This window comes from Stenotrophomonas sp. B1-1, from assembly GCF_010894375.1.
GTDB lineage: Bacteria > Pseudomonadota > Gammaproteobacteria > Xanthomonadales > Xanthomonadaceae > Stenotrophomonas.
The window spans coordinates 1-25,010 of the sequence record NZ_JAAIUZ010000009.1 but is presented as its reverse complement, the minus strand read 5'-3'; the positions used below and the strand labels follow the sequence as shown (position 1 = coordinate 25,010).

At 67.0% G+C, this 25,010-nt stretch carries 20 protein-coding genes and 1 riboswitch; of the genes, 4 read left to right on the top strand and 16 right to left on the bottom strand.

The window, feature by feature from the left end:
- The first annotated feature begins 274 nt into the window (after positions 1-274).
- Complete coding sequence (locus tag G4G00_RS07370; RefSeq protein WP_164272256.1) at positions 275-2,302, top strand: sodium-translocating pyrophosphatase; 2,028 nt, start codon at positions 275-277, stop codon at positions 2,300-2,302.
- Positions 2,303-2,457: 155 nt separating this feature from the next.
- On the opposite strand, the gene G4G00_RS07365 is transcribed toward G4G00_RS07370, so the two are convergent.
- Genes G4G00_RS07365 through G4G00_RS07345 form a run of 5 tightly spaced genes read right to left on the bottom strand, consistent with a single transcriptional unit; the run spans position 2,458 to position 5,381 of the window.
- Positions 2,458-3,177 (bottom strand): energy transducer TonB, encoded by a 720-nt coding sequence (locus G4G00_RS07365; RefSeq protein ID WP_164272253.1) that lies wholly within the window; start codon positions 3,175-3,177, stop codon positions 2,458-2,460.
- Positions 3,174-3,599 carry a TonB system transport protein ExbD gene (gene exbD / locus G4G00_RS07360; protein WP_164272250.1) on the bottom strand — a complete coding sequence of 142 codons (426 nt, stop codon included), beginning with the start codon at positions 3,597-3,599 and terminating at the stop codon, positions 3,174-3,176. Before exbD ends, G4G00_RS07365 begins: the two co-directional genes overlap by 4 nt.
- Positions 3,600-3,606: 7 nt before the next feature.
- A complete protein-coding gene (gene exbB / locus G4G00_RS07355) occupies positions 3,607-4,314 on the bottom strand; it encodes a tonB-system energizer ExbB (RefSeq protein ID WP_240336093.1) in 708 nt (235 codons plus the stop codon).
- Positions 4,301-4,762 carry a YbaN family protein gene (locus G4G00_RS07350; protein WP_164272361.1) on the bottom strand — a complete coding sequence of 154 codons (462 nt, stop codon included), beginning with the start codon at positions 4,760-4,762 and terminating at the stop codon, positions 4,301-4,303. Before G4G00_RS07350 ends, exbB begins: the two co-directional genes overlap by 14 nt.
- A 31-nt stretch (positions 4,763-4,793) precedes the next feature.
- Entirely contained in the window at positions 4,794-5,381 is a 588-nt protein-coding gene (locus G4G00_RS07345) for a biliverdin-producing heme oxygenase (protein WP_108754063.1), read from the bottom strand.
- 104 nt (positions 5,382-5,485) lie between these two features.
- On the opposite strand from G4G00_RS07345, the gene G4G00_RS07340 reads away from it, so the two are divergent.
- A complete protein-coding gene (locus tag G4G00_RS07340) occupies positions 5,486-5,743 on the top strand; it encodes a DUF2789 domain-containing protein (protein ID WP_108754064.1) in 258 nt (85 codons plus the stop codon).
- Between the two features lie 66 nt (positions 5,744-5,809).
- Here G4G00_RS07340 and G4G00_RS07335 read toward each other — a convergent pair whose 3' ends face one another.
- From G4G00_RS07335 to G4G00_RS07315, 5 genes are all read right to left on the bottom strand, one after another.
- Complete coding sequence (locus G4G00_RS07335) at positions 5,810-8,731, bottom strand: TonB-dependent receptor (RefSeq protein WP_164272246.1); 2,922 nt, start codon at positions 8,729-8,731, stop codon at positions 5,810-5,812.
- Between the two features lie 194 nt (positions 8,732-8,925).
- Positions 8,926-9,867: a FecR domain-containing protein gene (locus G4G00_RS07330; RefSeq protein WP_164272355.1), complete on the bottom strand. Its 942-nt coding sequence runs from the start codon at positions 9,865-9,867 to the stop codon at positions 8,926-8,928.
- 103 nt (positions 9,868-9,970) lie between these two features.
- On the bottom strand, positions 9,971-10,471 hold the full coding sequence (locus G4G00_RS07325; RefSeq protein ID WP_164272243.1) for an RNA polymerase sigma factor: 501 nt from the start codon (positions 10,469-10,471) through the stop codon (positions 9,971-9,973).
- 82 nt (positions 10,472-10,553) lie between these two features.
- Positions 10,554-11,030 carry a hypothetical protein gene (locus G4G00_RS07320; RefSeq protein WP_164272240.1) on the bottom strand — a complete coding sequence of 159 codons (477 nt, stop codon included), beginning with the start codon at positions 11,028-11,030 and terminating at the stop codon, positions 10,554-10,556.
- Entirely contained in the window at positions 11,030-11,521 is a 492-nt protein-coding gene (locus G4G00_RS07315; protein ID WP_108754068.1) for a hypothetical protein, read from the bottom strand. Before G4G00_RS07315 ends, G4G00_RS07320 begins: the two co-directional genes overlap by 1 nt.
- A gap of 184 nt (positions 11,522-11,705) precedes the next feature.
- On the opposite strand from G4G00_RS07315, the gene ppa reads away from it, so the two are divergent.
- Together ppa and G4G00_RS07305 are read left to right on the top strand one after the other, a co-directional pair.
- Positions 11,706-12,242, top strand: a complete 537-nt coding sequence (gene ppa, locus G4G00_RS07310; RefSeq protein WP_108754069.1) for an inorganic diphosphatase — start codon at positions 11,706-11,708, stop codon at positions 12,240-12,242.
- A gap of 151 nt (positions 12,243-12,393) precedes the next feature.
- Positions 12,394-13,515, top strand: a complete 1,122-nt coding sequence (locus G4G00_RS07305) for an HDOD domain-containing protein (protein ID WP_108754070.1) — start codon at positions 12,394-12,396, stop codon at positions 13,513-13,515.
- A 144-nt stretch (positions 13,516-13,659) separates the two neighbouring features.
- Here G4G00_RS07305 and G4G00_RS07300 read toward each other — a convergent pair whose 3' ends face one another.
- The 6 genes from G4G00_RS07300 to ggt form a co-directional block, all read right to left on the bottom strand.
- Entirely contained in the window at positions 13,660-16,593 is a 2,934-nt protein-coding gene (locus G4G00_RS07300; protein ID WP_164272237.1) for a TonB-dependent receptor, read from the bottom strand.
- Positions 16,594-16,642: 49 nt separating this feature from the next.
- Positions 16,643-17,542: a helix-turn-helix transcriptional regulator gene (locus G4G00_RS07295; protein ID WP_108750612.1), complete on the bottom strand. Its 900-nt coding sequence runs from the start codon at positions 17,540-17,542 to the stop codon at positions 16,643-16,645.
- Positions 17,543-17,657: 115 nt separating this feature from the next.
- A complete protein-coding gene (locus G4G00_RS07290) occupies positions 17,658-19,961 on the bottom strand; it encodes a winged helix-turn-helix domain-containing protein (protein ID WP_164272235.1) in 2,304 nt (767 codons plus the stop codon).
- A 259-nt stretch (positions 19,962-20,220) separates the two neighbouring features.
- Positions 20,221-20,892, bottom strand: a complete 672-nt coding sequence (locus G4G00_RS07285; RefSeq protein ID WP_164272232.1) for an ion channel — start codon at positions 20,890-20,892, stop codon at positions 20,221-20,223.
- A gap of 104 nt (positions 20,893-20,996) precedes the next feature.
- A complete protein-coding gene (thiC, locus tag G4G00_RS07280) occupies positions 20,997-22,841 on the bottom strand; it encodes a phosphomethylpyrimidine synthase ThiC (RefSeq protein WP_164272229.1) in 1,845 nt (614 codons plus the stop codon).
- Between the two features lie 83 nt (positions 22,842-22,924).
- A riboswitch (TPP riboswitch) is annotated at positions 22,925-23,025 on the bottom strand.
- 22 nt (positions 23,026-23,047) lie between these two features.
- Positions 23,048-24,766, bottom strand: a complete 1,719-nt coding sequence (ggt, locus tag G4G00_RS07275; RefSeq protein WP_108754075.1) for a gamma-glutamyltransferase — start codon at positions 24,764-24,766, stop codon at positions 23,048-23,050.
- Between the last annotated feature and the right edge of the window lie 244 nt (positions 24,767-25,010).

Genomic DNA, 25,010 nt, shown 5'->3' with positions numbered 1-25,010 from the left:
GTGCGCAGGCTTGCAGAGCGTGGCTTAACGGGGTGCAAAGGGCGGGGGCCGGCGGGTCACAACGCGCGCCGCTGCGCTCGCCGGGCATGGCCCGGCGCTACCATCCGGGCGCAGAGGGACGCATACTGCGGGCACCAGGGAATGCTGAACACCGCCATACGTTGGACGACCGCCATGGTCGGCACGGGTTGGTTCCAGGCTGCAGCCCGTCGTCCCCTTCGTGGTGAAGTTCATCGCCACTGGATGCTCATCATCCAATCTGCGGAGGGGTCTAATGCTGGAACGTCATGGGCTGTCACTGGCGCTGGGCTGCGCTGTCCTCGCCATCCTGTTTGGCATCGTCTCGGCGCGCTGGATCCTGCGCCAACCCACCGGCAACGAACGCATGGTCGCCATTGCAACGGCGATCCAGGAAGGCGCGCGCGCCTATCTGAACCGCCAGTACCTGACCATCGGCGTGGCCGGCGTGGTGCTGTTCGTGCTGGTGGGCGTGTTCCTGAGCTGGTACACGGCCATCGGCTTTGCCGTCGGTGCGGTCCTGTCCGGTGCGGCCGGCTACATCGGCATGAATGTCTCGGTGCGGGCCAACGTGCGCACGGCCGAAGCGGCGCGCCACGGCATCAGCGCAGCGATGGACGTGGCGTTCCGTGGTGGCGCGATCACCGGCATGCTGGTGGTCGGCCTTGGCCTGCTGGGCGTGGCCGGTTACTACGCGCTGCTGCTGCGGCTGGGGCTGCCGATGGACCAGGCCCTGCACGCCCTGGTGGGCCTGGCCTTCGGCTCGTCGCTCATCTCGATCTTCGCGCGGCTGGGTGGCGGCATCTTCACCAAGGGCGCCGACGTCGGCGCCGATCTGGTCGGCAAGGTGGAAGCCGGCATTCCCGAGGATGACCCGCGCAACTCCGCGGTGATCGCCGACAACGTGGGTGACAACGTGGGCGACTGCGCCGGCATGGCCGCCGACCTGTTCGAAACCTACGCGGTCACCGTCATCGCCACCATGCTGCTGGGCAGCCTGATGCTGAGCGAAGCCGGCGCCAACGCGGTGCTGTATCCGCTGGTGCTGGGCGGCGTGTCGATCATCGCGTCGATCATCGGTGCGCTGTTCGTGAAGGTCAAGCCAGGCGGCTCGATCATGGGCGCGCTCTACAAGGGCGTGATCGTGTCCGGCGTGCTGGCGGCCATCGCGTTCTATCCGATCACCACCGGGCTGATGAGCGACAACGTGCACGGGCCGATTGCCCTGTACGGCTGCGCGCTGATCGGCCTGGTGCTGACCGGTCTGATCGTGTGGATCACCGAGTACTACACCGGCACCCAGTACAAGCCGGTGCAGCACGTGGCGCAGGCCTCGACCACCGGCCATGGCACCAACATCATCGCCGGCCTCGGCATTTCGATGAAATCCACCGCCCTGCCCGTGGTAGCCGTCTGTGCGGCAATCTGGGGCGCCTACGCGCTGGCCGGCTTGTACGGCATCGCCATCGCCGCCACCGCGATGCTGTCGATGGCCGGCATGATCGTGGCCCTGGACGCCTACGGTCCGATCACCGACAACGCCGGGGGCATTGCCGAAATGGCCGAGCTGCCCTCGGAGATCCGCGACATCACCGATCCGCTGGATGCGGTGGGCAATACCACCAAGGCCGTCACCAAGGGCTATGCAATCGGCTCGGCGGCCCTGGCCGCGCTGGTGCTGTTCGCCGACTACACCCACAACCTGCAGGCCGCCAATCCCGGCCAGGAATTCCGCTTCGACCTGAGCGACCACACGGTGATCATCGGCCTGCTGATCGGCGGCCTGATTCCCTACCTGTTCGGCGCGATGGCGATGGAGGCGGTCGGCCGCGCAGCCGGCGCGGTGGTGGAGGAAGTGCGCCGGCAGTTCCGCGACATCCCCGGCATCATGCAGGGCACCGGCAAGCCGCAGTACGACAAAGCGGTGGACATGCTGACCCGCTCGGCCATCCGCGAAATGATCGTGCCCTCGCTGCTGCCGGTGGCCGTACCGGTGGTGGTCGGCCTGCTGCTGGGGCCACGCGCATTGGGCGGCCTGCTGATCGGCACCATCGTGACCGGCCTGTTCGTGGCCATTTCCATGACCACCGGCGGCGGCGCCTGGGACAACGCCAAGAAGTACATCGAGGATGGCCACTTCGGCGGCAAGGGCAGCGAGGCGCACAAGGCCGCGGTGACCGGCGATACCGTAGGTGATCCGTACAAGGACACCGCCGGGCCGGCGATCAATCCGCTGATCAAGATCATCAACATCGTGGCGCTGCTGCTAGTGCCGCTGCTGTAACGCCCTGCGGGAACCGACGTGTAGAGTCGAGCTTGCTCGACTGCTTTTGGCCTTGCCGGCAAGAGCAGTCGAGCAAGCTCGACTCTACCGGCGGAAAGGGATCCGACCCCGGCGGATCCGACCCCGCAGTAGATCCACGCCATGCGTGGATGCGGTCAGCGACCGCGCAGGAAGAACGACACCGGCACCATCACCTGCACCGGGTCGCCGGCCACCTCCGCCGGCGGCGCCGGAACCGGGCTGGCGCGCGCAACGGTGTCCAGCGTTTCCTGGTCCAGCAGCGCGTGGCCACTGCTGCGTTCAATGCGCGCCGCGGTCACCCGGCCATCGCGGAACACCGCGAAACGCACGTACGCAACACCCTGCTGGCGCAGGCGTTCGGACTGCCGTGGATAGCGCCGGTGCTGCTGCAGATGGCCCAGCAATAGACCCTGCCAGGTGGCGTTGGCGGTACTGGGCTGCCCCGCCGTGGTCTGCGGCGCGGCGTAACGCGTCCCTGCATCGGCGGCGACCTGCGGCGGCGCGCTGGTCTGCGCGACGTTGGCATCGGCGGTGTCCGGCGACGGGCGTGGCTGCGGCGCGCGCGGCGGCGGCAGATCACCCTGCGGCTGCACGGGCACCTGCGGCTGTTGGTGCTGCACCGGCTTCGTTGCCTGCCGCTGCTGTTGCTGCTGCAGCGGCCCGCTGGCGACCTCGCGCGGCGGCACAGGCGGGGCCTGTGCCATCGGCGCCAGTTCCAGCATCAAGGCCGCCGGCGCCGCCACGGGGGGCTGCACCGATACGCGTGCCGCCCACCAGCAGGCCACGCCGATCAACAGCGCATGTGCCAGCAGCACGATCGCCAGGCTGGTCGCCCAGCGCCGCAGTCCGCTCATCGGGCGCCCTGCTCCAGCCCGACCAGCGCCACTTTCAGGTAGCCGGCAGCGCGCAGCGCATCCAGCGTGGCCATCAGCTCACCGTAGGCCACCTGTTTATCGGCGCGCAGATGGATGCGTTGCCCGGTGTCACCCCCGGTCGCGGCCTGCAGCGCCGCTGCCAGACCCTCGCGCGTGACCGCCTGCTCGCCCACGCGCAGCGACAGATCGGCCTGCACGGTCACATACACCGGTGCCTGCTCGCTGGGCACGGCCTGCGCGCTGCTGGTCGGCAACTGCACTGGCACCGACACGGTGGCCAGCGGTGCGGCCACCATGAAGATGATCAGCAGCACCAGCATCACGTCGATGAAGGGCGTGACATTGATTTCGTGTGCTTCTTCCGGCGTATCGTCACACTCGGACGCGGTCCTGATCGCCATGCCTGCCTCAGCCGATGCCGCGCTGCGCAGCGCGGTCCAGATCACGCGAGACCAGTTGCTGCACGCCCGCCGACAGATCGCCCAGCAGGCCGCGCAGGCCGGCCAGCACGCGACTGAAGTGGTTGTAGACCAGCACCGCCGGAATCGCGGCCACCAGCCCCAGCGCGGTGGCCAGCAAGGCCTCGGCAATGCCCGGTGCCACCACGGCCAGGTTGGTGGTGTTGCTGTGGGCAATGCCGATGAAGCTGTTCATGATGCCCCACACCGTGCCGAACAGGCCCACGAAGGGCGCCACTGCACCAATGCTGGCCAGCACGCCGATACCGCGGCGCTGCATGCGCGCGGTGTCCAGTTCGATGCGGTCCAGGCGCGAGGCCACGCGTTCTTTGATGCCTGCACGGTCAGCCAGCCCGGCGGACAACTGCAGTTCGGTGCGGGCGGCCAGCAGCATGGCGGCGGCCGTGCCCTGCCCCAGGGTGGCGTCCTGCGGGTCTGCAGGCAGCTGCGGCGCAGCCAGCAGCCGCGTACGCGCAGCGCGCAGCGCGCGGGCCTGGCGCTGCAGTTCCCAGCCCTTGGCCAGCAGCACGGTCCAGGTGGCCAGCGAGGCCAGCGCCAGGGCAATCATCACCGCTTTGACCACCATGTCGGCGGCCAGGTACATGGCCCAGGGAGTCAGCGTAGAGGGGGCCATCGGGGCCAGGTCAGCAGGCAGCATCGTCGTTACGTCCATCAGCATCAGGGGCGGCGCGGCGGCGGCCGGCACGCAGGTCGGCCGCGTCCATCTGCAGGCGCGGCGTGGGATCGGGGCGCGGCGCCGGGCGGCTGAGCACATAGCCGGCGCTGAGCGCAAAGAACAGGCCGACGCCCAGCAGCAGGCGCCAGGAGGGGTGTGCACCCCAGCAGAACAAGGCAAAGCCAACCGCCATGCCGGCGCTGGCAAAAGCCTTGCCCTTGCGCGACACCGCGCCCTGTTCACGCCACAGGCGCAGCGACGGGCCGTAGCGTGGGTGGGCCAGCAGGCGCTGCTCGAACTTCGGCGAACTGCGTGCGAAACAGCCCACCGCCAGGATCAGGAAGATGGTGGTGGGCATCACCGGCAGCAGCGCGCCGATCACCCCCAGCCCCACCATCAGCCAGCCCAGTGCGAACCACAGCCAGCGCATCAGGCGCTGGCCTGCAGCGGCCGCCCAGGCATCAGCAGAACTCCCGTTCGACGTGGCCATGCACGCTGCGGAACGCCGTGTCGGCGGCGTCGATCACCTGCTGCTCCTGCTCGGCGGTCAACACCACCGCATCCAACGCAGCAGTGAATTCGCGCCAGTGGCGCGCCGCGCCGTCGGGGTGTGCGGCCAGGTGGCGCGCGCCGAAGTCGCGGTCCAGCCCCAGCGCAGCGGCCATCTTGTACAGCACCGTACCGCCCAGGTTGGATCCCTCGGCCACGTACAGCCAGCCCAGCGCGGCCGGCAGGGAAAGGTCATCGCCCAGCGCGGCGATATCGGCACCGGGCAGCGTCTGTTCCAGATCCTGCAGGTCGCGCCGCACCTGCTGCAGGCGGCGGCGCTCGTGCAGGTCCGGCAGCAGCGCATCCAGCGCGGGGTTGGCATACAGCGCGTCGATGCTGCGGTGGAAGCGGTACTGCACGCGCAGGAAACGGGCGAAGTTGCTGCGATTGGCGAAGATATCGCCGGCCATGATGCGCTTGTCCAGCGCACCGTGGCTGTCACGGGTGGCGGTCTTGAGCCGCACGCTGCGGCTGGTTTCGGAGGTCACGGAGGCGGTCATGCAGGGAACCCGGGGAAGCGTCGTGCAGTAGACGTCTGAACGGGGGATTTCCCCAAGCGCGCAAGCGTCGATAATGCAGGTTCCCAACCCGCCAGGTAACGACCATGATCACCACCGAACCGCGCATGACCAATCTGTTCCTGCAGCTGGGCCTGGATGCCAGCGCCGAAGGCATCGCCCAGTTCATCGGCAGCCACCAGCTGGCCACCGAAGTGGAAGTGGTGGACGCGCCGTACTGGAATGATGCGCAGCGCCAGTTCCTGGCCGAATCGCTGGAAGCGGACGCGGCCTGGACCACCGTGGTTGACGAGCTGAACGAGGCGCTGCACGAAGATGCGGTGAAGGCTGCGCGCGGTCTGTAAGCGCGCAGGCCGGGGTCAGAGCCCTTTCCACAGGAAAGGGATCCGACCCCGACGTTGCCCGGCCGGTCAATACCGCCAGGTCACCGCCAGGCGTGCGGTGCGGCCCGGGGCCGGCATCACGCCCAGGGCAAGCGGGTCCAGGTAGTAGCGATCGGTCAGGTTGTCCACGTTCGCTTCCACCGACAGCTGGTCGTTGAACACCCAGCTGGCAAACACGTCCACCAGGGTGGTGGGACGGTACAGCTGCTGGATGGCCGACAGGCCCACGTTCCACTCCTTGTCCAGCTTGCTGATCGGGCCGGCGTTGTGCACCACGCGGGTGCCGAACGTCAGGCGCTCGTCGAACAGGCGCGAGCCCAGGGTCAGGTTGACCATGTAGCGCGGCGGGTTCTGCGTGTTGGTGTAGGACCCTTCGAAACCGCCGTCAACACAATCCGGGGTGGCCGCCAGTTCGGCGTTCTTCCGCTGCACGCCATAGGCGCGGCGTTCGGCGGCAATGTCCGGCGCGCAGGTCTTGGCCTTGAAGTAGTAATGCGCGGACAGATCGGCAAACAGCGTGCCGCTGTCATAGCTGGACTGGAACTCCATGCCCGACACCTTGAAGCGGTCGATGTTGCGGATCAGCCCGGCCGACAGCGTGCGGTAGTCGCGGGTGATCAGATCGTCGATGCGGGTATCGAAGTAGGCCAGCTTCAGCGCCAGACGATCGCCGGCGGTGAACAGGTCGTGGTGGATGGTGCTGGCGCCCAGCTCCCAGCTGTGTGCGGTTTCCGGCTTCAGTTCCGCCACCGGCCGTGCGGCGGTGAACAGCCCCAGCGTGGTTTCGAACAGGCTGGGCAGCTTGGTGCCTTCGGCGTACTTCAGGTAGATCATGGCGTCTTCGCTGAAGCGGAACGCCACGCTGGCGGTGGGCGAGAACGCGCTGTCACGGCGGCGGATCGGCTGCGACCAGGTCCAGCTGACCGGCACTTCGTAGTCCTCCGGGGCGTCGGCATCGTAGAAGTTCCAGCCGCCCAGATCGGCCACCGTGCCTTTCTTGTACGGCGAAGCCAGCAGCGAGGCCTGGGTGAAGTTGCCGTTGGCGTCCGGGTACCAGTTCAGCAGCGCGATGCGCTGCGCGCGCCACGACGGCAGCGCCGGGTTGCCGTTCAGCAGCTCGGTGTAGCGGTACTGGCCCTGCACTTCATAGGCTTCGACGGTGGCCAGGCGGTTGCGGTCGTGCACGTCCACGCGGTTCCAGCGGCCGCCGGCCATCAGTTCCCAGTGTTCGTTGGGCTCCCACTTCAGCGCGGCCACGGCGCTGTATTCCTTGCGCCAGGCATTGCGCAGGAAGCGGTTGTTGACCAGGTCGTCCTCCATGATCGGGCCGGAGCTGCCCGGCCCGATGTCTTCATCGCTGTAGGACAGGCCGTAATCCAGGGTGAAACGGCCCGCGCCGGTCTCGAAGATCGAGGTGTTGCTGGCGTCCAGGCCGAAGCGCTTCTGCCGCAGCGGGTTGCGGTAGGCATCCTTGTAGCCGGGGTTGCCGCTGAAGCTGGGCGCGTCGTACCACTCGGTGTGGCGGTCGAAGTACCACGGGGTGATGCCGGTCAGGCTGTTGTACATCACGCTGTCGGCGTCGGTGTACCAGGCGTTCACGCGCAGATCGACCTTGTCGCTGTCCGGGTTGAAACGGTAGCGCGCGCTGTAGCTGTCCATGTCCACGTGGCCCGGGTCCCACTGCGGTACGCGGTCGCGGTCCACGCGGATGATCTGCGAGGCCATGATCTCGCCGGCGGTGCCCTCGTAGCGGCGGTAGCCCAGTTCCAGGGTCTGCGCATCATCAATGCGCCAGGTGCCCTTCAGCAGCGCCGATTCCGAGCGCGAGGAGGTGTTGAAGACTTCGGTGCGCGGCGGGTTCAGCGGCGCCAGCGTGCGCCGGGTCTGCGGGAAATCGTCGTAGCCGTGCTTGCCGGAGAAGTAATTGCCATTGTCGCGGTAGGCGTACGCGGCCACCAGATCGAAGCGATCCCAGTGGCCGGCCGCGGCCACGTTGAAGAACTGGCTGCCGGTGGCGCTGCGGTCGCTGCGCGGGGCGGCATCGTAGGCCGGCAGGTTGTTGGCGCTGCCGTTGGCCAGGCCGCCGCGCACGCGCACGCCCACGTCGCGGCCTTCGCGCAGCACGTCGTCCACGTTCAGCGTTTCCATTTCCACCACGCCGCCGATGCCGCCGGAGGCATTGGCCTGCAGGCTGGGGCCCTTGGTGATGGTCAGCCGCGAGATCAGGTCGGGGTCGAGGTAGGTGCGCTGCGACTGGCCGGCATAGCCGCGATAGGTATCCATGCTGGACTGGCCGCCGTCGATGATGACCGGTACCCGGCTCTGGCCCTGGATGCCGCGGATGTTGACGTCGAAGCCGTTGCCGACGCGCGGATCACCGGCGGTTACGCCGGCCACGCCCTTTACGATGTCACCGGTGGAGGTGCCGCGGAAGCGTTCCAGCGTGGTGCGGTTGATCGTGCTGGTCGAGCCCACCGTGCGGTAGCTGTCGAGCAGGCGTGCTTCATCACTGACCGCACCGCCCTGCACCGGGTCGCCGGCCACGCTGAGCGTGTCGGTCACGATCACATCATCGCCGGCCTGCAGCGGCGCGCCAGCTTCCAGGATGACCGCATCGGGGCTCACCGGGCGCGCCAGCAGACCGGTGCCCTGCAGCAGCTGCGACAGCGCCTGGCTGGCCGGCAGGTTGCCACTGACCGCCTGCGAAGTGCGCCCGGCGGTGAGCGCTGCGGCATAGGCCACCTGCACGCCGGACTGGCGCATGTAGCTGCGCAGTGCTTCATCCAGCGACTGGGCAGGAATGTCGAAGCGCTGCACGGCGGAGTCGGCGCCGCGCGGTGCGGACTGGGCAAAGACGGCAGGCGCGGTGGCGGCCAGGCCGGCAGCCAGCAGCGCGATGCACAGGCGGGACGGACGCGGCCGACGGCCACGGCTTGAGAAGTCGTACATGGGAAACCTGTCAGGAGAGCGTTACCGCGGACGCGGCGTCATCCGCACAGCGCGCGGACACAACGACGTACGTGGCGGCGGCGGGTACGTTCGTGGAGTAAGACGGATGGGGTGAGCGGAACCCCAAGGTGAATTCATCCACGCCGTGCGTGGCTGCGGGGTTGTCGGCAGGTTCATCCACGCATGGCGTGGATCTACGGATGGACGATGGCCACGCCCAGCGGCCAGCGGGTCACCCGCAGGCCGGCGGTGGCCGCCAGCGTGTCCAATGCCTGCTCGGGGCGGTCGATGCGCAGGGCCGCGCTGATCGGCGGCAGCGATGACAGATCGCCGCGTACGAAGGTCGGGCCGCTGCGGTAGCGGCCCAGGCGGTCAATCGCCTCGGCCACCGGGGTCTGTTGCAGCAGCAGTTCGCCGCGGCGCCAACTGCCAATGCTGTCGGTATCGGCGTCTGCCAGGCGCTGCACGCCGCTGTGCCCGCCATAGGACGCGCGCTGCCCGGCGCGCAGGTAGGTCCAGCCACCATCGGCGGGGCTGGCCACGCGCACCTGCCCCTGCCCCACTTCGGTCTGCGCACCATCGCCCTGCCGTTCCACGGTGAATGCCGTGGAGATGTCCTCCACCACGCCATTGCCAGCCGACACACTGAAGCGTCGTTGGGCATCGGCCGTCACCTCGAACCAGGCACGGCCACGCAATAGTTCGATCTGCCGTGCCGTCGCGTCGAAGCGCACGGCAATGGCGCTGTCGGCGTCGAGTACGGCGCGACTGCCGTCGGGCAGGCGCACGTCCTGCACGAACTGCTGGCTGCGGTGGTCGGCCTGCAGGCGCAGCCAGGCATCGGGCCACACCACCAGCAGCGCCACCGCGGCGGCGGCGGCCATCGCCCAGCGCAGACGCCGCGGGCGCCGACGCGGCAGCGCGACCGGCGCGCACACCGGGGGCGGCCCCAGGCTGCGCCACAGCCGACGCTCGTGCTCGAACGCACGGCGATGGCCCGGCTGCTGCAGCCAGTGCTCGAAGGCCTGCATGCGCGCATCACACAGCTCGCCGGCCGCCAACCAGGCAATCCAGTCGCGGGCCTGCTCGGCCAGGGCAGCATCGTGGGCGGAAGATGTCGGCAGGTGCGGGCTCATGGGCTGGCGGGTGGGCGCGTTCACGCGCGTGGCAGGGTGCAGGGTGGCAGGCACGCCACTGCAGGGAAGACGTCTGCGGGCGGGCCGGCCCCAAGCCGATCCATCATCGGCCTTCGCGGGCCCAGGCCAGCCGCTGCAACGCGGAGCGTATGTGGTTCTCGACGGTGGTGACCGACACCGCCAGGCGCCGGGCGATTTCGGCCTGGGTCAGGCCCTGCAGCCGGTTCAGGCGGAAGATGGTGCGCGTGGGCTCAGGCAGATGGCCGGCCACTTCCAGCACGCGCTGCAGTTCGTCCTGTGCCATCACCTGCGATTCGGTGGACACGGTGTCCTCGTCCTGCCACAGGTAGTGATCGGCCAGCAGACGGTTGCGACGGGTGGCCTCGCGGCCGTGATCGGTGGCCAGGTTGATGGCCAGCCGGTACAGATAGGCGCGCGGGTTGTCGATGGTCTGCTGGCTGTCCACGCCGCGGGCCTTGAACCACACGGCCTGGATCACGTCCTCGGCGCTGCTTTCGCTGCCCAGGATGCGCTGCACGCGGCGCAGCAGCGCCGGCCGTTCGCGGATCAGCAGTTCGGTAAGCGTGGCAGCATTGGAGGGCATGCGCGGTGGGGGCAGACAGGGGCGGCGCGCATGCTACTCCGTTGATGAGAATAAATCACGTTTGCATTGCCGGGCACATCAATCACAGGCAGTCGGTCAGTGCCTCGTACACGCTGCCGGGCATGCCCGGCACCGGCACATGGATGGCCTCTCTGACCGGTGCCGCCTCCCAGGCGCGCAGCACATCTTCCAGCCGCGTACCGGCTGCGATCGGCAACGCGCAGGCAAAGGCGCCCTGGTCCACGTCGAAGCGGCCGTCGCCGCGCACGCGGGTATCGCTACCGGCAAAGGTCCAGATGCAGCCGGCCAGCACGCCGGAGCCGGAATGCACGGAGCAGCGCAGGCGCATGGCCCAGAGGTTGTAGTACTGCCCTTCGCAGAAGGTATCGCCACAGACGTCGTCGAAACCGCGTTCGAGCGCGCGTTCGGCGGCCAGGAAACGCTCGTGGCCGGCCGCAGACGTCGGGTACTGGCGTGCATCAACGTAGGGCCCGGCGGCCTGGACAGGGCCAGCCAGCAGCATTCCCGCGCACAGCGCAAGGGCAAGCAGCATGCGCATCAGCCCACCCTTCCCTGCCGCTGCAGGCAGGCAGCCAAGCCCTCGAACAGGCCGTGGCCAACGCCGGGCAACGGCGCGGTCAAACCACCCGGCGCCGCCAGCGCGGCATGGAACGCTTCCACGGGCACGCCCGGCTGCAGCGGCACCGTGCAGGCCCAGCGCCCGTTGTCCACCTGCACCAGGCCGGTATCGGCCTGCACTGACAGTTCGCTGGCGGCAACCACCCAGACGCAGCGTTGCACGGTGCCGCGCGCGGCCAGCACCGCGCAGCGGAACTGCATGACCCGGTAGTTGCTGTAGTCGCCCTCGCACAGGGTATCGGCGCACAGCGCAGAGAACTCGCGGGCCAGCGCGGCTTCCAGATCGAAGGCACGGTCCCAGTTGGCTTCGGGATGGGGGTAGTCGATCAGATCCACATGCAGCCCGCGCGCCAGGCCGGGCAGCGAGGCAGAGAACAGGAGGGCGCCGCAGCACCCGATCATCCATCGCATGTCAGCACTCCAGGTGAACGAGGCTCCAGCCTGCGCCCGCCCGTTACGACCGCCCATCGGGGAAACCCGCGCCGGCCGGTGGGCGATGCACGCCGCGGCAGGTGGGAACCGCCCCCCCTGCACAGCGCCCGGCAAAGGCATAAAATGGGGGGCTAACCGTCTACACCCCCACCTGGAGCACACCATGGGTCTGGAACTCGTCTCGCCCGGCAAGAACCCGCCGGAAGAAATCAACGTCATCATCGAGATCCCGAAGGACTCGGAGCCGGTGAAGTACGAAGTGGACAAGGAAACCGGCGCGATCTTCGTCGACCGCATCCTGTCCACCCCGATGCGCTACCCGTGCAACTACGGCTACGTGCCCAGCACCCTGTGCGGCGATGGCGACCCGGCCGACGTGCTGGTGGTGCTGCCGCTGCCGCTGGTGCCGGGTTCGGTGGTGCGCTGCCGTCCGGTGGGCGTGCTGAAGATGAGCGATGAAGCGGGCAGCGACGAAAAGATCCTGGCGGTGCCGGTGTCGAAGATCTTCAGTGGCTACGCCCATGTGGAAGACATCGCCCAGGTGTCCAGCCACTGGCTGGAGCGCATCGGCCACTTCTTCGAGCACTACAAGGATCTGGAAAAGGGCAAGTGGGTGAAGCTGGACGGTTGGGGTGGCGCGGCCGAGGCCAAGCAGATCCTGATCGAGGCGCACCAGCGCCACTTGGACAACAAGGCCTGATCCTGAACAGGATCGCTCCGGCGCAGCCCGCAGGAGCGATCCTGGTCACGTTTCATGACGGCGGTCCATCACTGTTGGCGCCGTATTAGGTAAATTGCGTCACTTCACACGTCTTCGACGCCCATCGTCGAGACAGCCAGGGGAATGTGTCGTGCGTATTCTGCTTGTAGGGGATGCAGCCAGCCTGCCGGCTGAGCTGTCCGAATTCATTGCCGATCTTGGGGAAGACTGGCAACCGTTGACCGCCACCGATGGCCACAGCGCGATGAGCGTGGTGGCTGCGCAGGGCGTGGACGCGGTGATCGTCTGCCCGCAGCTGCCCGATCTCAATGCCACCACGTTGCTGGGGCAGATCCGTACGCTGCGCCCGGAAACCATCCGTATCGCGCTGGTCGATGCCCAGCAGGGCAACCGGCCGCCGCCGGCGCGCCTGATCGGCGTGGCCCACCGCTTCCTGCCGCTGCCACTGGCGCCGGAAGTGCTGCTGGAAGCGCTGACCAGCCTGGAAGAGCTGCGCGAAGTGCTGGACAGCCCGCGCCTGCGCGATGCCATCGGCCGCATCGAGAAGCTGCCTTCGCCGCCGCACCTGTACCTGAGCCTGACCCAGGCGCTGGAACACGACGACGAGACCGACAGCGCCGATGTCGCCAAGCTGGTGGCCGCCGACCCGGCCATTGCCGCCAAGGTGCTGCAGCTGTCCAACTCGGCGTTCTTCAGCCAGGGCCGCACCATTGCCGACCTGCGCACCGCGGTAACGCGGTTGGGCCTGGCCACGCTGCGTGACCTGGTGCTGGCCAGCGAGGTGTTTTCCGCGCCCACGCTGTCTGCGGCCGAGCGCAATTCACTGCAGCAGCGCGCGCTGATGGCCTCGCGCCTGGCCGCGCGCCTGCTGCCCGAATCCAGCGCCGAGCTGGGTGCCACCGCCGCACTGCTGGCCGATATCGGCCTGCTGCTGCCGGGGGTGCGCAACGAGCGTACCGACCCGTCGCTGGGCGGCGATCCCCTGCCCGGCCATGCCGAGGCCGGCGCCTACCTGCTGGGCCTGTGGGGCCTGCCGATGCCGATCATCGAGGCCGTGGCCTTCCACCTGCAGCCGCAACGTTCGACCACCCGCAGCTTCTGGGTGACCGGCGCGGTGCACGTGGCGCTGGCGCTGGTGAACGGCGACCCGGTGGACGAGGACTACCTGCAGCGTGCAGGCGTGCTGAACAAGCTGCCGCAGTGGCGCGAACACGCCAACGGCCTGATGGGGCTGGTGCCCAGCGAGGCCTGAGCGCCGCACAACAAGGCAAACCGAGGGCAGGCCGCAGGGCCTGCCCTTTTTTCATGCCGCCTGCAGACCCGGTGATCGCGCAAAGAAAGAGGGCGGACCTTGCGGTCCGCCCTCCTTGTACTGCGTGTTCCAGGCTTCGATGGATCAGAAGCGCTGGTTGTACTGCACGAACAGGTAACGATCGTAGTCCAGCATCGGATCGAGCTGCACGGCGCTGGCGTTGGTCACCGCGTAGGTGATCGGCGGGGTCTTGCCGAACACGTTGCGGGCACCGACGGTCACGCTGCCGTTCCACGGAGCCTGCCAGGTGGCCGAGATGTCGTGATAGACGATCGCGCCCTTCTTGTTGGCACCCAGGCCACCGGCCCAACCACCGTTGTCGGTCTGGTAGTTCGGCTGGTTGCACTCGATACCGGCTTCCTGGTCGTAGCAGAAGTCACGGAAGCCACCGTAGTAGCGCATGCTCCAGTTGGCCGACAGGTCACCCTTGGTCCACGTGGTGGTCAGGGTGCCGCGGACGCGCGGGTAGTTCCAGTAGCCTGCGTAGTCATCCCACTCGGCACCCTTGGTGGCCTGCTGGCGGAAGCTGACCAGGTAGTTGGTGTCCAGGTTGAACGACAGGGTGCCGAAGGCGTATTCCGGCAGGCGGTAACGCACGCCGAAGTTGTAGCCTTCGGTTTCCAGCGAGCCCAGGTTGGCGTTGCCGCGGCTCAGGCTGGTGACCTGACCGGTGGTGGCGTCACGGCTGAACTGGTTGCAGAACGCTTCGTTGTTGTTCTGGTAGCACTGGTTCAGCACGTAGTTGGCCGACACAGCGGTGATCACGTTGTCGACGGTGATCTTGTACCAGTCCAGCGAAACATTCAGGCCATCAACGAAGCTCGGGCTGTAGACCAGGCCCGCGGTGCGGGTCTTGCTGGTTTCCGGCTGCAGCGTTTCGTTGCCCACGCCCGAGTTGAACGGAGCGTTGCCCTGCACGTCACGTGCGGTGACCGGACGGCCAGCGGCGTCGGTCTGGCGGAAGTCCGAAGCCAGGCCCTGGCCGGCGCAACGTGCGGCAACGCCGGCGTTGGCGGTCTGGCCGAACACGGCATCACACGGGTCGGTGAAGGTGTCGAAGGTCTGCGAACCGCCACCGAAGGTGTCGTCCAGGGTCGGTGCACGGAAGCCTTCACCGTAGGTGGCACGCACCAGCAGGTCTTCGATCGGCTTCCAGGTGACGCTGAACTTGCTGTTGACGGTGTTGCCGAACTTGTCGTAATCCGAATAACGGCTGGCGATATCCAGCGACAGTTCCTTGGCACCCGGCATGTCACGCAGCAGCGGGACCATCAGCTCCAGGTAGACTTCGTTGGTCTTGTACTTGCCGCTGGTGGCCTGTGCGGCCAGGTCGGTGGTGTAACCGGCCGAGGACAGCGCGTCCGGGTTGTCGAAGCCGGACACTTCGCGGTGCTCGTAGCCAGCAGCGAAGGCGAACTCGCCTGCGTCACCCGGCATGTCGAACAGCGAACCGGTGATGTTGGCGAAGTACTGCTTGCTCTTGCTCTGGGCGGTCGAGTTCAGGATCGTGTTGATGTACGCCAGCGCGTCCGGGGTAGCGCCCGAAGCGCCGCCCAGCACGTTGAACGGGGTGCACTGGCCGGTGCCGGTGCCAAGCGCGATCGGGTTCTCAGCGGTGCCGCACTGGGCGACGCCGGCGGCGTTGATGAACGACGGGCCCAGGGCCTTCTGCAGGGCCAGCAGGTTGATGTTGCCCGAGCTGATCTGGGTCACATCGTACTGGTTGTAGTTGATGCCCACATCCCAGTCGAACGGACGGTTGTTGAAGTCGAAGTTGCCTTCCAACGCCGCGTCGAAGTGCAGCGACTTGACGTTGTTTTCAGTGATGCGCGGCAGTTCGAAGATACGACGGCCCCAGCCGGAGATGTCCTGGCCGGTCGGGTTGTACAGGCTGTCCTTGCTGATCACGACCGGGAAGGTCGGCTGCGAGGTGCCGGTGAGCGGGTAGCCGGCGATCTGGCGCTTGGAATCGCGCTCGGAGTACATCGCGGTCGACTTCAGACGCAGGTTGTCGTTGATGTCGTAGCTGGCCGAGGTGAACATCGACTTCTGCTCGCCACCCTGGTTCAGCATCATCTGCTGGGAGGCGTTGTAGTAGTCGTCTTCACCGATCAGGTGGTAGTTGTTCCAGTCGCTGGAATCAGCGCCGACGCCAACCGGGGTGTCCCACGAACCGGTGTGGTTGACCACCCAGGTGTTGGGCTGCCAGACACCCTTGGAGTTGTACGAGCCTGCACCTTCGGTGCCAGCGGCACGCGGATCGGTGAAGCGGCCCCACGGGCCGGCCGGGCTCAGGCCGTCTTCCTTGTGGTTCTGGCCGTAGCTGTAGCGGGTCAGGCCACGGTCCTTGGCCCACACCGGATCTTCCTTGGTGTAGTTGGCGCCGAACACGATCGAGGAACGCTCGCCGGTCGAGCCCAGGGTCAGGCTGTACTGGGTCTTGGCACCGTCGCCACGGCTGTTCTGGCCGTAGTAGACGCTGGCTTCTGCGCCGTCGAAGTTCTTGCGCAGGATGATGTTGACCACGCCGGAGATGGCGTCGGAACCGTAGATGGCCGAGGCGCCGTCCTTCAGCACTTCCACGCGATCGATCAGCGAGGTCGGGATGGTGGACATGTCGGTGAAGCCAGCCAGGCTGGTGCTCCAGCGCTTGCCGTTGACCAGCACCAGCGTGCGCTGCTCACCCAGGTTGTAGAGGCTGACGTACTGGCCGCCCTGCTCCGGGTTGGAGGCCAGCACGGCCGCCTTGCTGAAGGTCTGGGTGCCGGCAACCGACAGGTTCTGCAGGAGGTCGCCAACGCTGACCAGACCCGAACGCTGGATTTCCTCGTGGCTCAGGGTCAGAACCGGCTGCGAGGTCTCCACGTCCACCGAGCGGATGCGCGAGCCGGTGACTTCCAGACGATCGAGGGTGGTGGCAGCAGTGGCTTCCTGGGCGGAAGCGAAGGCCGGGGTCAGCGCAATCGCGATGCCGGCCGGCAGCAGGCCCAGCCGCAGGGCGGGGTTGCGAACGTTCATCAATCTCTCCAAGGTACGTGTTAGTAGCGTGTTAAAACACCCCAGCACGTTACGATTGCGTTGCAGCGCTGTATTTGCGCGAACCAACGAGAGACTTTGCTGATTTTGGCGGGAGCTTCGCGCCCTCTTCACGGAACCGCGAAGCAGACGTGCCATAACGGGCGCGGAAGGCCCGCGCGAAGCTGCAGCAGTTGTCGAAACCACTGGCGGCGGCGACTTCGCCCACCATCATGTCGGTGTCGCGCAGCAGGTCGGCGGCACGCTCCAGGCGCAGGCGCGCCGAAAGCGACTGCGGGCTTTCTTCATACAGGCTCTGGAACGTCTTGGACAGGTACCAGCTGGAGAAGTTGGTCAGCTCGGCCAGTTCGCCAATGCGCACCACGCGGTGGCTGTTGCCTTCCAGGTACAGGCGGGCACGCTGCATGCGGCCGAACACCTGGCGCTTGCGGCTGCGCGAGCGGCCCGGGCAACGCTGCACGTTGTCGGCCAGGCCACGCTGCAGGCCCGCCAGGTGCAGCAGCAGCGGACGCAGCGACTGCGCCGGCTGGCCGCTGGCCAGGGCGTCGCGCCACAGGCGCAGGGCCACGCGGGCGTCGCCGCGGTTCATCTGGCCACGACCGGCATACAGGCCGCAGTCGGCCATCTCGGCCAGCGCGCGCAGCGCTTCGATGTTCAGGTTCAGGCCAACGCACAGCCCATTGCGGCCGGCCTGCACCAGCGGGCGGGATTCCTTTTCGAAGGCGATCCACTCGCCCTGGCGCAGGCGGAAGCGCCCTTCCTTGGCCTCCACCCACGAGGTGCCACGCACCTGCATCCATACGGTGAAGCTGCTGCCTGCGGTCTGCAGGCTGCCCAGCCGGGCAACACCCAGGCAGGTCGGGGCCACGTCATCGACAGCCTTGTCCAGCGAGACGGTTTGGCCACGATCGGCCAGCGAGAGTTGACGCATGGGAGCACCACGGATTTGCCAAGTACAGGCCACCGTTTTGCCAAATCAGGTGCATGCCGGTCAGGAAGAACCGCCGAGATCGCCACGAAATCGCTACGACTTCGCCACGAAAGAGTTACGAAGGCCCTTTGTCGTTGAAAATCAGCAGCTTGGAAAACGCTGGAAACAGCGTCGGCGCTGCTGCCGGCAGGTGCATCACGCCAATGTCGGCACCGTCGGACACCGCCAGGGCCAGATACAGGTCGCTTCCGTCAGCACTGGCACTCAGCCCGTTGCCTGCGCTCAGCCGCTGCGCGTCCAGGCAACGCTCCGGTTCGGTCGCCCCGCCCTGCATGCGGGTGAGCGTGGTGGAACAATCGGCCGTGCTGCCCAGGTAATCGATGCGGCCATTGCCGGCCACCGCCCAGGTGCGATAGCGCCAGCGGCTGGGCCAGCCGTCGCTGACCTGCTGCACGCTGGCCGCGTCCAGGTCGGGATTGATCGACCACAGCCCGCTGGCGGCCAGGCGGGTGTACAGCACCCGGCCACTGCTGCGGTCCAGGCGCGCCTGCGATACGCCGTCCAGGCTGGCCAGGCGGCGCCACGGCTGGGTGGTGCGATCGAACAGGCTCAGCCGCACCCGCTGCTGGTCATCGCGTTCCAGTACCAGCACCTGTTCCGGCGTGGCCCCGTACAGCGCCTGCAGCGGTTGCTGCACCGGCACCGGCAGTACCTGCAGGCGCTCGTCGCGCGGGGCGATTTCGTAGACCACGGCCTGTCCGTGCGCATCGCGCCCGACCACCAGCAGCTGGCGGCTGTCGGTGGACCAGTCGGGGGCCTGCCGCGCTTCCGGCCGCAATCCTTCAATCGGGCGCAGCGAATCGGGGCGCTGCATGTCCGCCCACCACAGCGCAAAGCTGCCCGAGCGGTCTGAACTGAACACCAGTTGCCGCCCGTCCGGGGCCACCATCGGCTGGCCATCGCGCCCACTGGAGGCGAACAGGCGCTGTGCGCTGCCGCCCTGCACCGGCATGCGGAACATGCCGAACTGCGCGCGGCGATGGACGAAGGCCAGCATGTCGCCGCGCCGCGAAACCGCCGGCCACTGCGCATCGTCCAGGCCGGCATCGCGCAGCGTGTGCCGTTCCACGTCCAGGTAGTACAGGCGCGCCTCGCTGTCCACGCGGCGGCCGAACACGATGTGCCGTCCATCGCCCAGCCAGGCCCAGCCACGCAGCTCGGCGGCCTCGTTGGTCAGCTGTTCCGGGGTGCCGCCGTTAGCCGGCATGCGCCACAGATCGCCCAGCTGCGGGTTGCGTACGAACACCAGCCAGCGCCCATCGGGCGAATAGCGGGGTGCGTAATCGAAATCATCTTCACCGGCACCGTACTGCAGCGCGCGCCACTGCCCACTGGGCAGGTCCAGCACGCGGATGCCGCGATGCGCATAGCGGCCCACCATGCTGCCGAACACCAGGCCACGGCCATCGGGGGTCCAGTCGAAGCTGAGCAGCTCGGTGCCATCGCAGCGCGTGGCCTGGCGCAACGCGCCGCCGGTGGCACTGGCAATCAGCACCTGGCAACTGCCATCGGCAGCGAAGCGGGCGAAGGCGATCTCGCGCCCGTCCGGCGACCAGCTGGGGAAACGGTCGCTGGCACCGGCCGGCGGTTGCACCAACTGACGTGCCGGCGCGTTGCCCGAGGTCTGCACGCGGATGGCGCCACCGTTCTGGCTGTCATCGTTGGCGCCTTCGTAGGCCACCTGCGAGCCATCGGGCGACAGGGTCGGGTAGGTCTCGAAACCGGCGGTGGCGGTGATCAGCCGATACGGGCGTTCGGGGCTGCCGATGACCCGCGTGCCGTCTTCCACCACTGCATCCAGCGGCGAGGACGGCGCAGGACGTTGTGCCAGCAGCACGCTCAGCACCAGCAGCGCCAGCAGCATGGCCACGCCCACCGCCAGCAGCAGGCGACGACGCCACAGGCGCCAGCGGCGCCGGCGCGCATCCTGCGGGTCTTCCACTGGCGCGTCGACGGCGGTCTCCACCGGCGCGCTGTCCTGCGCCTCCGGCTGCGGTTCGCTGTCGTGCAGCCACTGCACCGGCACCAGCAATCGATAGCCGGTCTTGGCAATGGTTTCGATGTACGACTGGCCGCTGTCGTCGCCGATGGCAAAGGCCTTGCGCAACTGCGTGACCGCCTGGGTCAGCACATCGTTGGTAGGCAGCGTATCGGGCCACACTTCGGCGAACAGCTCATCGCGGGTGACCACGCGACCGGGCTGGCGCAGCAGCACGCGCAGCACGCCCAGCGCCTTGGGCGTCAACCGGCGCGGACGACGCGCACCCGGCACATCCACTTCGCGCGACGACACGGTCACTACGCATTCGCCCACGCGAACGCGGTCACACTCTTGCGACTGGCTCTCGTTGCTGTTCATTGATTGCTAGACGTTTGAAACACGTTGCAGATACCACTGGGCAGCGTTGTGTTTCCGTCCCTGCAACCTCCAAAAGCCAGATTCCGCACAAACCATCGGCGCATACCGCAAAAAAAACGAAGCGCGCGAATACTAGCCTATGCAGGTTACCTCGCCTATCGCGTGGTGGACATCAGGCTCTCTCTCGCCGACGCATTCAGATAATAAGCTGCACCATTCGCGCCCTTCGGGGCGCGAAATTTTTATCTGGCGTTCATTTTCAGGCACGCCGCAGCATGGTCAGGCCGACCAGTCGCGAAACCACCAAAGCTACGTACATCACGCCGGAAAACTGCTCCAGCATGACCAATGCGCGTGCCTGTGGATGCAGGGGAACCACGTCACTCAGACCGACCCCGGACAGCAAGCTGAAGCTCAGATAAAGCAGCTCCATCCACGTGCGCTGCAGCCCCCCGCCGGTGCCCTGGAAACTGCCCGGATACCACTGCTGGCAGACCGCGAATGCGAACGCGAATCCCCATGCGAGTAATGTGAACGTAGCACCAACGGCAAACAGTTCGTCGCGGGTCACCTTGTGGTCCTGCAGCATGTACGCGGTCAGCGCACCGGCGGTGTAGAAGTACAGCAGGCTTTCAAGCAACTGCGCGGTGCTGCCCAGACCGGGGTGATCCAGCAGCGCAGCGGCAATGGAAAACACCACCGACGGAATGGCCAGCACCAACGCCAGCCAGGTACCCAGCGGGCTGCTCTGCACCACCCACAACGCCAGACCCAGCACTGCCATGCCGAACACCCCCAGCGCGGCGCGACCGCCGGCGGTTTCGTCCAGCGCCGGGTACAGCAGCACCGCCAGCAGCTGCGCCGCCAACAACCAGGCGGAAGGATGGCGGCGGGCAATGGCCAGCCAGCGGGTGGTCACGGCAACAGGCATGGTCTGCATCCCCTGGGTGATGCGGCGAGCATAGCCGGTGCCGGGTGAGCGCAGCGGTTCGTGTTTACCGCTGCGCTCGCCGGGCAGGGCCCGGCGCTACCGTTTCAGCCCTGCTGGTAGACCTGGGCACCGGCGGCGCGGAACTGCGCTGACTTTTCCTGCATGCCGCTCTCGGCGTATTCGCGCACGTCCTGGGTGATCTTCATCGAGCAGAAGTGCGGGCCACACATCGAACAGAAGTGGGCCAGCTTGTGTGCGTCCTTGGGCAGTGTCTCGTCGTGGAATTCCTTGGCCTTTTCCGGATCCAGGCCCAGGTGGAACTGGTCTTCCCAGCGGAACTCGAAACGCGCCTTGCTGAGGGCGTTGTCACGCACCTGTGCACCCGGGTGGCCCTTGGCCAGATCGGCGGCGTGGGCGGCGATGCGGTAGGCCATGATGCCGTCGCGCACATCCTGCCGGTTGGGCAGCCCCAGGTGTTCCTTGGGCGTGACGTAGCAGAGCATGGCAGTGCCGAACCACCCGATCATCGCCGCGCCGATGGCGCTGGTGATGTGGTCGTAGCCAGGCGCGATATCGGTGGTCAGCGGACCCAGCGTGTAGAACGGCGCCTCGCCACATTCGCGCAGCTGCTTGTCCATGTTTTCCTTGATCAGCTGCATCGGCACATGGCCGGGCCCTTCGATCATGGTCTGCACGTCGTGCTTCCACGCGATCTTCGTCAGCTCGCCCAGCGTTTCCAGTTCACCGAACTGCGCGGCATCGTTGGCATCGGCAATACAGCCCGGGCGCAGGCCATCGCCCAGCGAGAAGGTCACGTCGTAGGCCTTCATGATTTCGCAGATCTCCTCGAAGTGCGTGTAGAGGAAATTCTCCCTGTGGTGGGCAAGGCACCACTTGGCCATGATCGAACCGCCTCGGCTGACGATGCCGGTCAACCGCTTGGCAGTCAGTGGCACGTAGCGCAGCAGCACGCCGGCGTGGATGGTGAAGTAATCCACGCCCTGTTCGGCCTGCTCGATGAGGGTGTCGCGGAAGATTTCCCAGGTGAGTGCTTCGGCGCGCCCGTCCACCTTTTCCAGCGCCTGGTAGATCGGCACCGTACCGATGGCCACCGGCGAATTGCGGATGATCCACTCGCGCGTTTCGTGGATGTGCTTGCCGGTGGACAGATCCATCACCGTGTCGCCACCCCAGCGGATCGCCCACACCAGCTTTTCCACTTCTTCGGCGATGCCGGAGGACACCGCGCTGTTGCCGATGTTGGCGTTGATCTTGGTCAGGAAATTGCGGCCGATGATCATCGGCTCGCTTTCGGGGTGGTTGATGTTGTTGGGCAGCACGGCACGACCGCGGGCGATTTCATCGCGCACGAACTCGGGCGTGATGATCTTCGGGATGGATGCACCGAAGGATTCACCGGCGTGCTGCTGCAGCAGCGTGGCATCACGGATGTCCTGCAGACGCTGGTTTTCGCGGATCGCCACGAACTCCATTTCCGGGGTGATGATGCCGCGCCGTGCGTAGTGCATCTGGGTGACGTTGGCATCGGCCCGCGCGCGCCGCGGCAGGCTGCGTGCTGGGAAGCGCACCGCATCCAGTTTTGGATCGTGCTCGCGTTCGCGACCGAAGCGCGAACTGAGCGCGTCCAGTTGCTCGGTATCGCCCCGCTCTTCGATCCAGGCACGGCGCAGCGCCGGCAGGCCGGTGGTCAGGTCGATGCGCGTGTCCGGATCGGTATAGGCACCGGACGTGTCGTACACGGTCAACGGTGGATTCTCTTCGCCACCAAACAAGGTGGGCGTGCGGGTCAGGGCGATCTCGCGCATGGGCACGCGCAGGTCCGGGCGTGAACCGGCCACGTGGATCTTCCGAGAGCCGGCAATGGGCCGGGTCACGGAGGCGGAAAGTTGCTGGGCCTGCTGCTGCAGATCGGAAGGCTGTGCGTTCATCGGGCATCGTCCAGGAAGGTCAGGGACGAAGCGGCGGCGCACTGCGCACCGCGCCCGGACGGTCCTTGGGCGGACTCCGGGCACGGTTGCACTGCAAAGCTTCCCTACGCCGGTATGAACCGGATCAGGTTCCAAGGGACTGTCTCAACCGCGGCCACTGGCCACGGTACCCCCGCTTCTTGCTGCGTATTAGAGCACAGGCGGGCTCAGTAGCCCGCCGCCTGGCCATCCTTGCGGCTTTCCGAGGCGCCGAAGTACACACCGGTTTCCGGATCACGCAGGATCGCCTGGTAACCGCCATAGGGGCCATCGGCGAACACCACGCGGTGGCCCTTGCGCATCAGTGCGCGCACGGTCTCATAGGGGAAGCCGGTTTCCAGGTTCACTTCGCCACCATCGCTCATGGCCGTGGCCTGGCCGGTGGGCTCGGTGGACCCCTCATGCTGGATGCGCGGCGCATCGCCGGCTTCCTGCAGATTCATGCCGAAGTCCACCAGGTTCATCACGATCTGCGCATGGCCCTGCGGCTGCATCGCTCCGCCCATCACGCCGAAGCTGGCGTACGGCTTGCCGTCCTTGGTAATGAAGGCCGGAATGATGGTCTGGAACGGGCGCTTGCCCGGCGCGTAGCCGTTGGGATGGTTCTTCTGCAGCACGAACATCTCGCCGCGGTCCTGCAGGATGAAGCCCAGCCCCGGCGGTGCCATGCCGCTGCCCATGCCACGGTAGTTGGACTGGATGAGCGAGACCATCATGCCGTCGCTGTCGGCCACGGTCATGTAGATCGTGTCGCCCTGTTCGAGCTGCTTGGGCGTGCCCGGTTGCACTTCCTTCAGTGCCTTGTCCATCGAGATCAGCGCGCGGCGCTGCGCGGCGTAATCCTTGGAAATGAGCTTCTGCACCGGCGCCGGCTGGAAGGCCATGTCGGCATAGAAACGCGCGCGATCGGCGAAGGCCAGCTTCTTGGCTTCCACGAACAGGTGCACATGCTCGGGCGAGCCGAACGGAATCTTCGAGAAGTCGTAACCTTCCAGCACGTTGAGGATCTGCAGCGCGGCAATGCCCTGGCTGTTAGGCGGCAGTTCCCACACGTCATAGCCGCGGTAGTTGCTGCTGACCGGCTCGACCCATTCACCGTGATGGTCGGCCATGTCCTGGTAACTGAGATAACCGCCGTTTGCCTTGAAGTAATCACCGATGGTGCGTGCTACGTCGCCCTTGTAGAACGCATCGCGGCCACCGTCGGCGATTTTCTGCAGGGTATCGGCCAGGTTCGGGTTCTTCCACATCTGGCCCTTGCGCGGGGCGTGGCCGTCGATGGTGAACTGTTCGGTGAAGCCGGGGTACTTGGACAGGCGCGGCACCGAACGATCCCAGTAATAGGCAATCACTTCCGCCACTGGGTGGCCTTCGCGCGCGTAGCGGATGGCCGGGGCCAGGTTGTCGGCCATCGGCTTGCGGCCGAAGCGGTCATGCAGGGCGAACCAGCCGTCGACCGCGCCGGGCACCGATACCGGCAGCGGACCGGTGGCGGGGATCTCCTTCAGGCCACGGCGCTGGAATTCGGCCAGGGTGAGTGACTTCGGCGAACGCCCCGAGCCGTTGTAACCGTAAAGCTTCTTCGTCTTCGGGTCCCAGACGATGGCGAACAGGTCGCCGCCGATGCCGTTGCCGGTCGGCTCCATCAGCCCCAGCGCGGCGTTGGCGGCAATGGCGGCATCGACGGCCGAACCGCCGCCCTTCATCACGTCCAGCGCGATCTGGGTGGCCAGCGGCTGCGAGGTGGCGGCCATTGCGTGCGGGGCAATCACTTCGGAACGGGTGGCAAAGGTCTGGCCGGTGATGCGGTCGGCGGCACTGGAAACGGCGGGGACCGCGGCCAGCACGGCAGCGGCAAGCAGGGAACGGGCAAGGCGTCGGGACACGGTTGGGGTCCGATGGAAGGGTGGTGTCCTGATCTTCGCCGCTTCGGGCGGCAGCCGGAATCGGGCAGAGGTCATGGGCGGCGGTACTTGGGTGGGTGCGGACCTTGGTCCGCACGACCGTCGGTTTCGGTAGGCGCGGACCTTGGTCCGCACGGCCCTCGGTTTCGGTAGGTGCGGACCTTGGTCCGCACGGCCCTCGGTTTCGGTAGGTGCGGACCTTGGTCCGCACGGCCCTCGGTTTCGG

Bases quoted from the DNA above. Each gene is read 5' to 3' on its own strand.
- G4G00_RS07370 (WP_164272256.1), top strand. From the start codon at position 275: ATGCTGGAACGTCATGGGCTGTCACTGGCGCTGGGCTGCGCTGTCCTC.
- G4G00_RS07365 (WP_164272253.1), bottom strand. From the start codon at position 3,177: ATGAGCGGACTGCGGCGCTGGGCGACCAGCCTGGCGATCGTGCTGCTG.
- exbD (WP_164272250.1), bottom strand. From the start codon at position 3,599: ATGGCGATCAGGACCGCGTCCGAGTGTGACGATACGCCGGAAGAAGCA.
- exbB (WP_240336093.1), bottom strand. From the start codon at position 4,314: ATGCTGCCTGCTGACCTGGCCCCGATGGCCCCCTCTACGCTGACTCCC.
- G4G00_RS07350 (WP_164272361.1), bottom strand. From the start codon at position 4,762: ATGCGCTGGCTGTGGTTCGCACTGGGCTGGCTGATGGTGGGGCTGGGG.
- G4G00_RS07345 (WP_108754063.1), bottom strand. From the start codon at position 5,381: ATGACCGCCTCCGTGACCTCCGAAACCAGCCGCAGCGTGCGGCTCAAG.
- G4G00_RS07340 (WP_108754064.1), top strand. From the start codon at position 5,486: ATGATCACCACCGAACCGCGCATGACCAATCTGTTCCTGCAGCTGGGC.
- G4G00_RS07335 (WP_164272246.1), bottom strand. From the start codon at position 8,731: ATGTACGACTTCTCAAGCCGTGGCCGTCGGCCGCGTCCGTCCCGCCTG.
- G4G00_RS07330 (WP_164272355.1), bottom strand. From the start codon at position 9,867: ATGAGCCCGCACCTGCCGACATCTTCCGCCCACGATGCTGCCCTGGCC.
- G4G00_RS07325 (WP_164272243.1), bottom strand. From the start codon at position 10,471: ATGCCCTCCAATGCTGCCACGCTTACCGAACTGCTGATCCGCGAACGG.
- G4G00_RS07320 (WP_164272240.1), bottom strand. From the start codon at position 11,030: ATGCGCATGCTGCTTGCCCTTGCGCTGTGCGCGGGAATGCTGCTGGCT.
- G4G00_RS07315 (WP_108754068.1), bottom strand. From the start codon at position 11,521: ATGCGATGGATGATCGGGTGCTGCGGCGCCCTCCTGTTCTCTGCCTCG.
- ppa (WP_108754069.1), top strand. From the start codon at position 11,706: ATGGGTCTGGAACTCGTCTCGCCCGGCAAGAACCCGCCGGAAGAAATC.
- G4G00_RS07300 (WP_164272237.1), bottom strand. From the start codon at position 16,593: ATGAACGTTCGCAACCCCGCCCTGCGGCTGGGCCTGCTGCCGGCCGGC.
- G4G00_RS07295 (WP_108750612.1), bottom strand. From the start codon at position 17,542: ATGCGTCAACTCTCGCTGGCCGATCGTGGCCAAACCGTCTCGCTGGAC.
- G4G00_RS07290 (WP_164272235.1), bottom strand. From the start codon at position 19,961: ATGAACAGCAACGAGAGCCAGTCGCAAGAGTGTGACCGCGTTCGCGTG.
- G4G00_RS07285 (WP_164272232.1), bottom strand. From the start codon at position 20,892: ATGCCTGTTGCCGTGACCACCCGCTGGCTGGCCATTGCCCGCCGCCAT.
- thiC (WP_164272229.1), bottom strand. From the start codon at position 22,841: ATGAACGCACAGCCTTCCGATCTGCAGCAGCAGGCCCAGCAACTTTCC.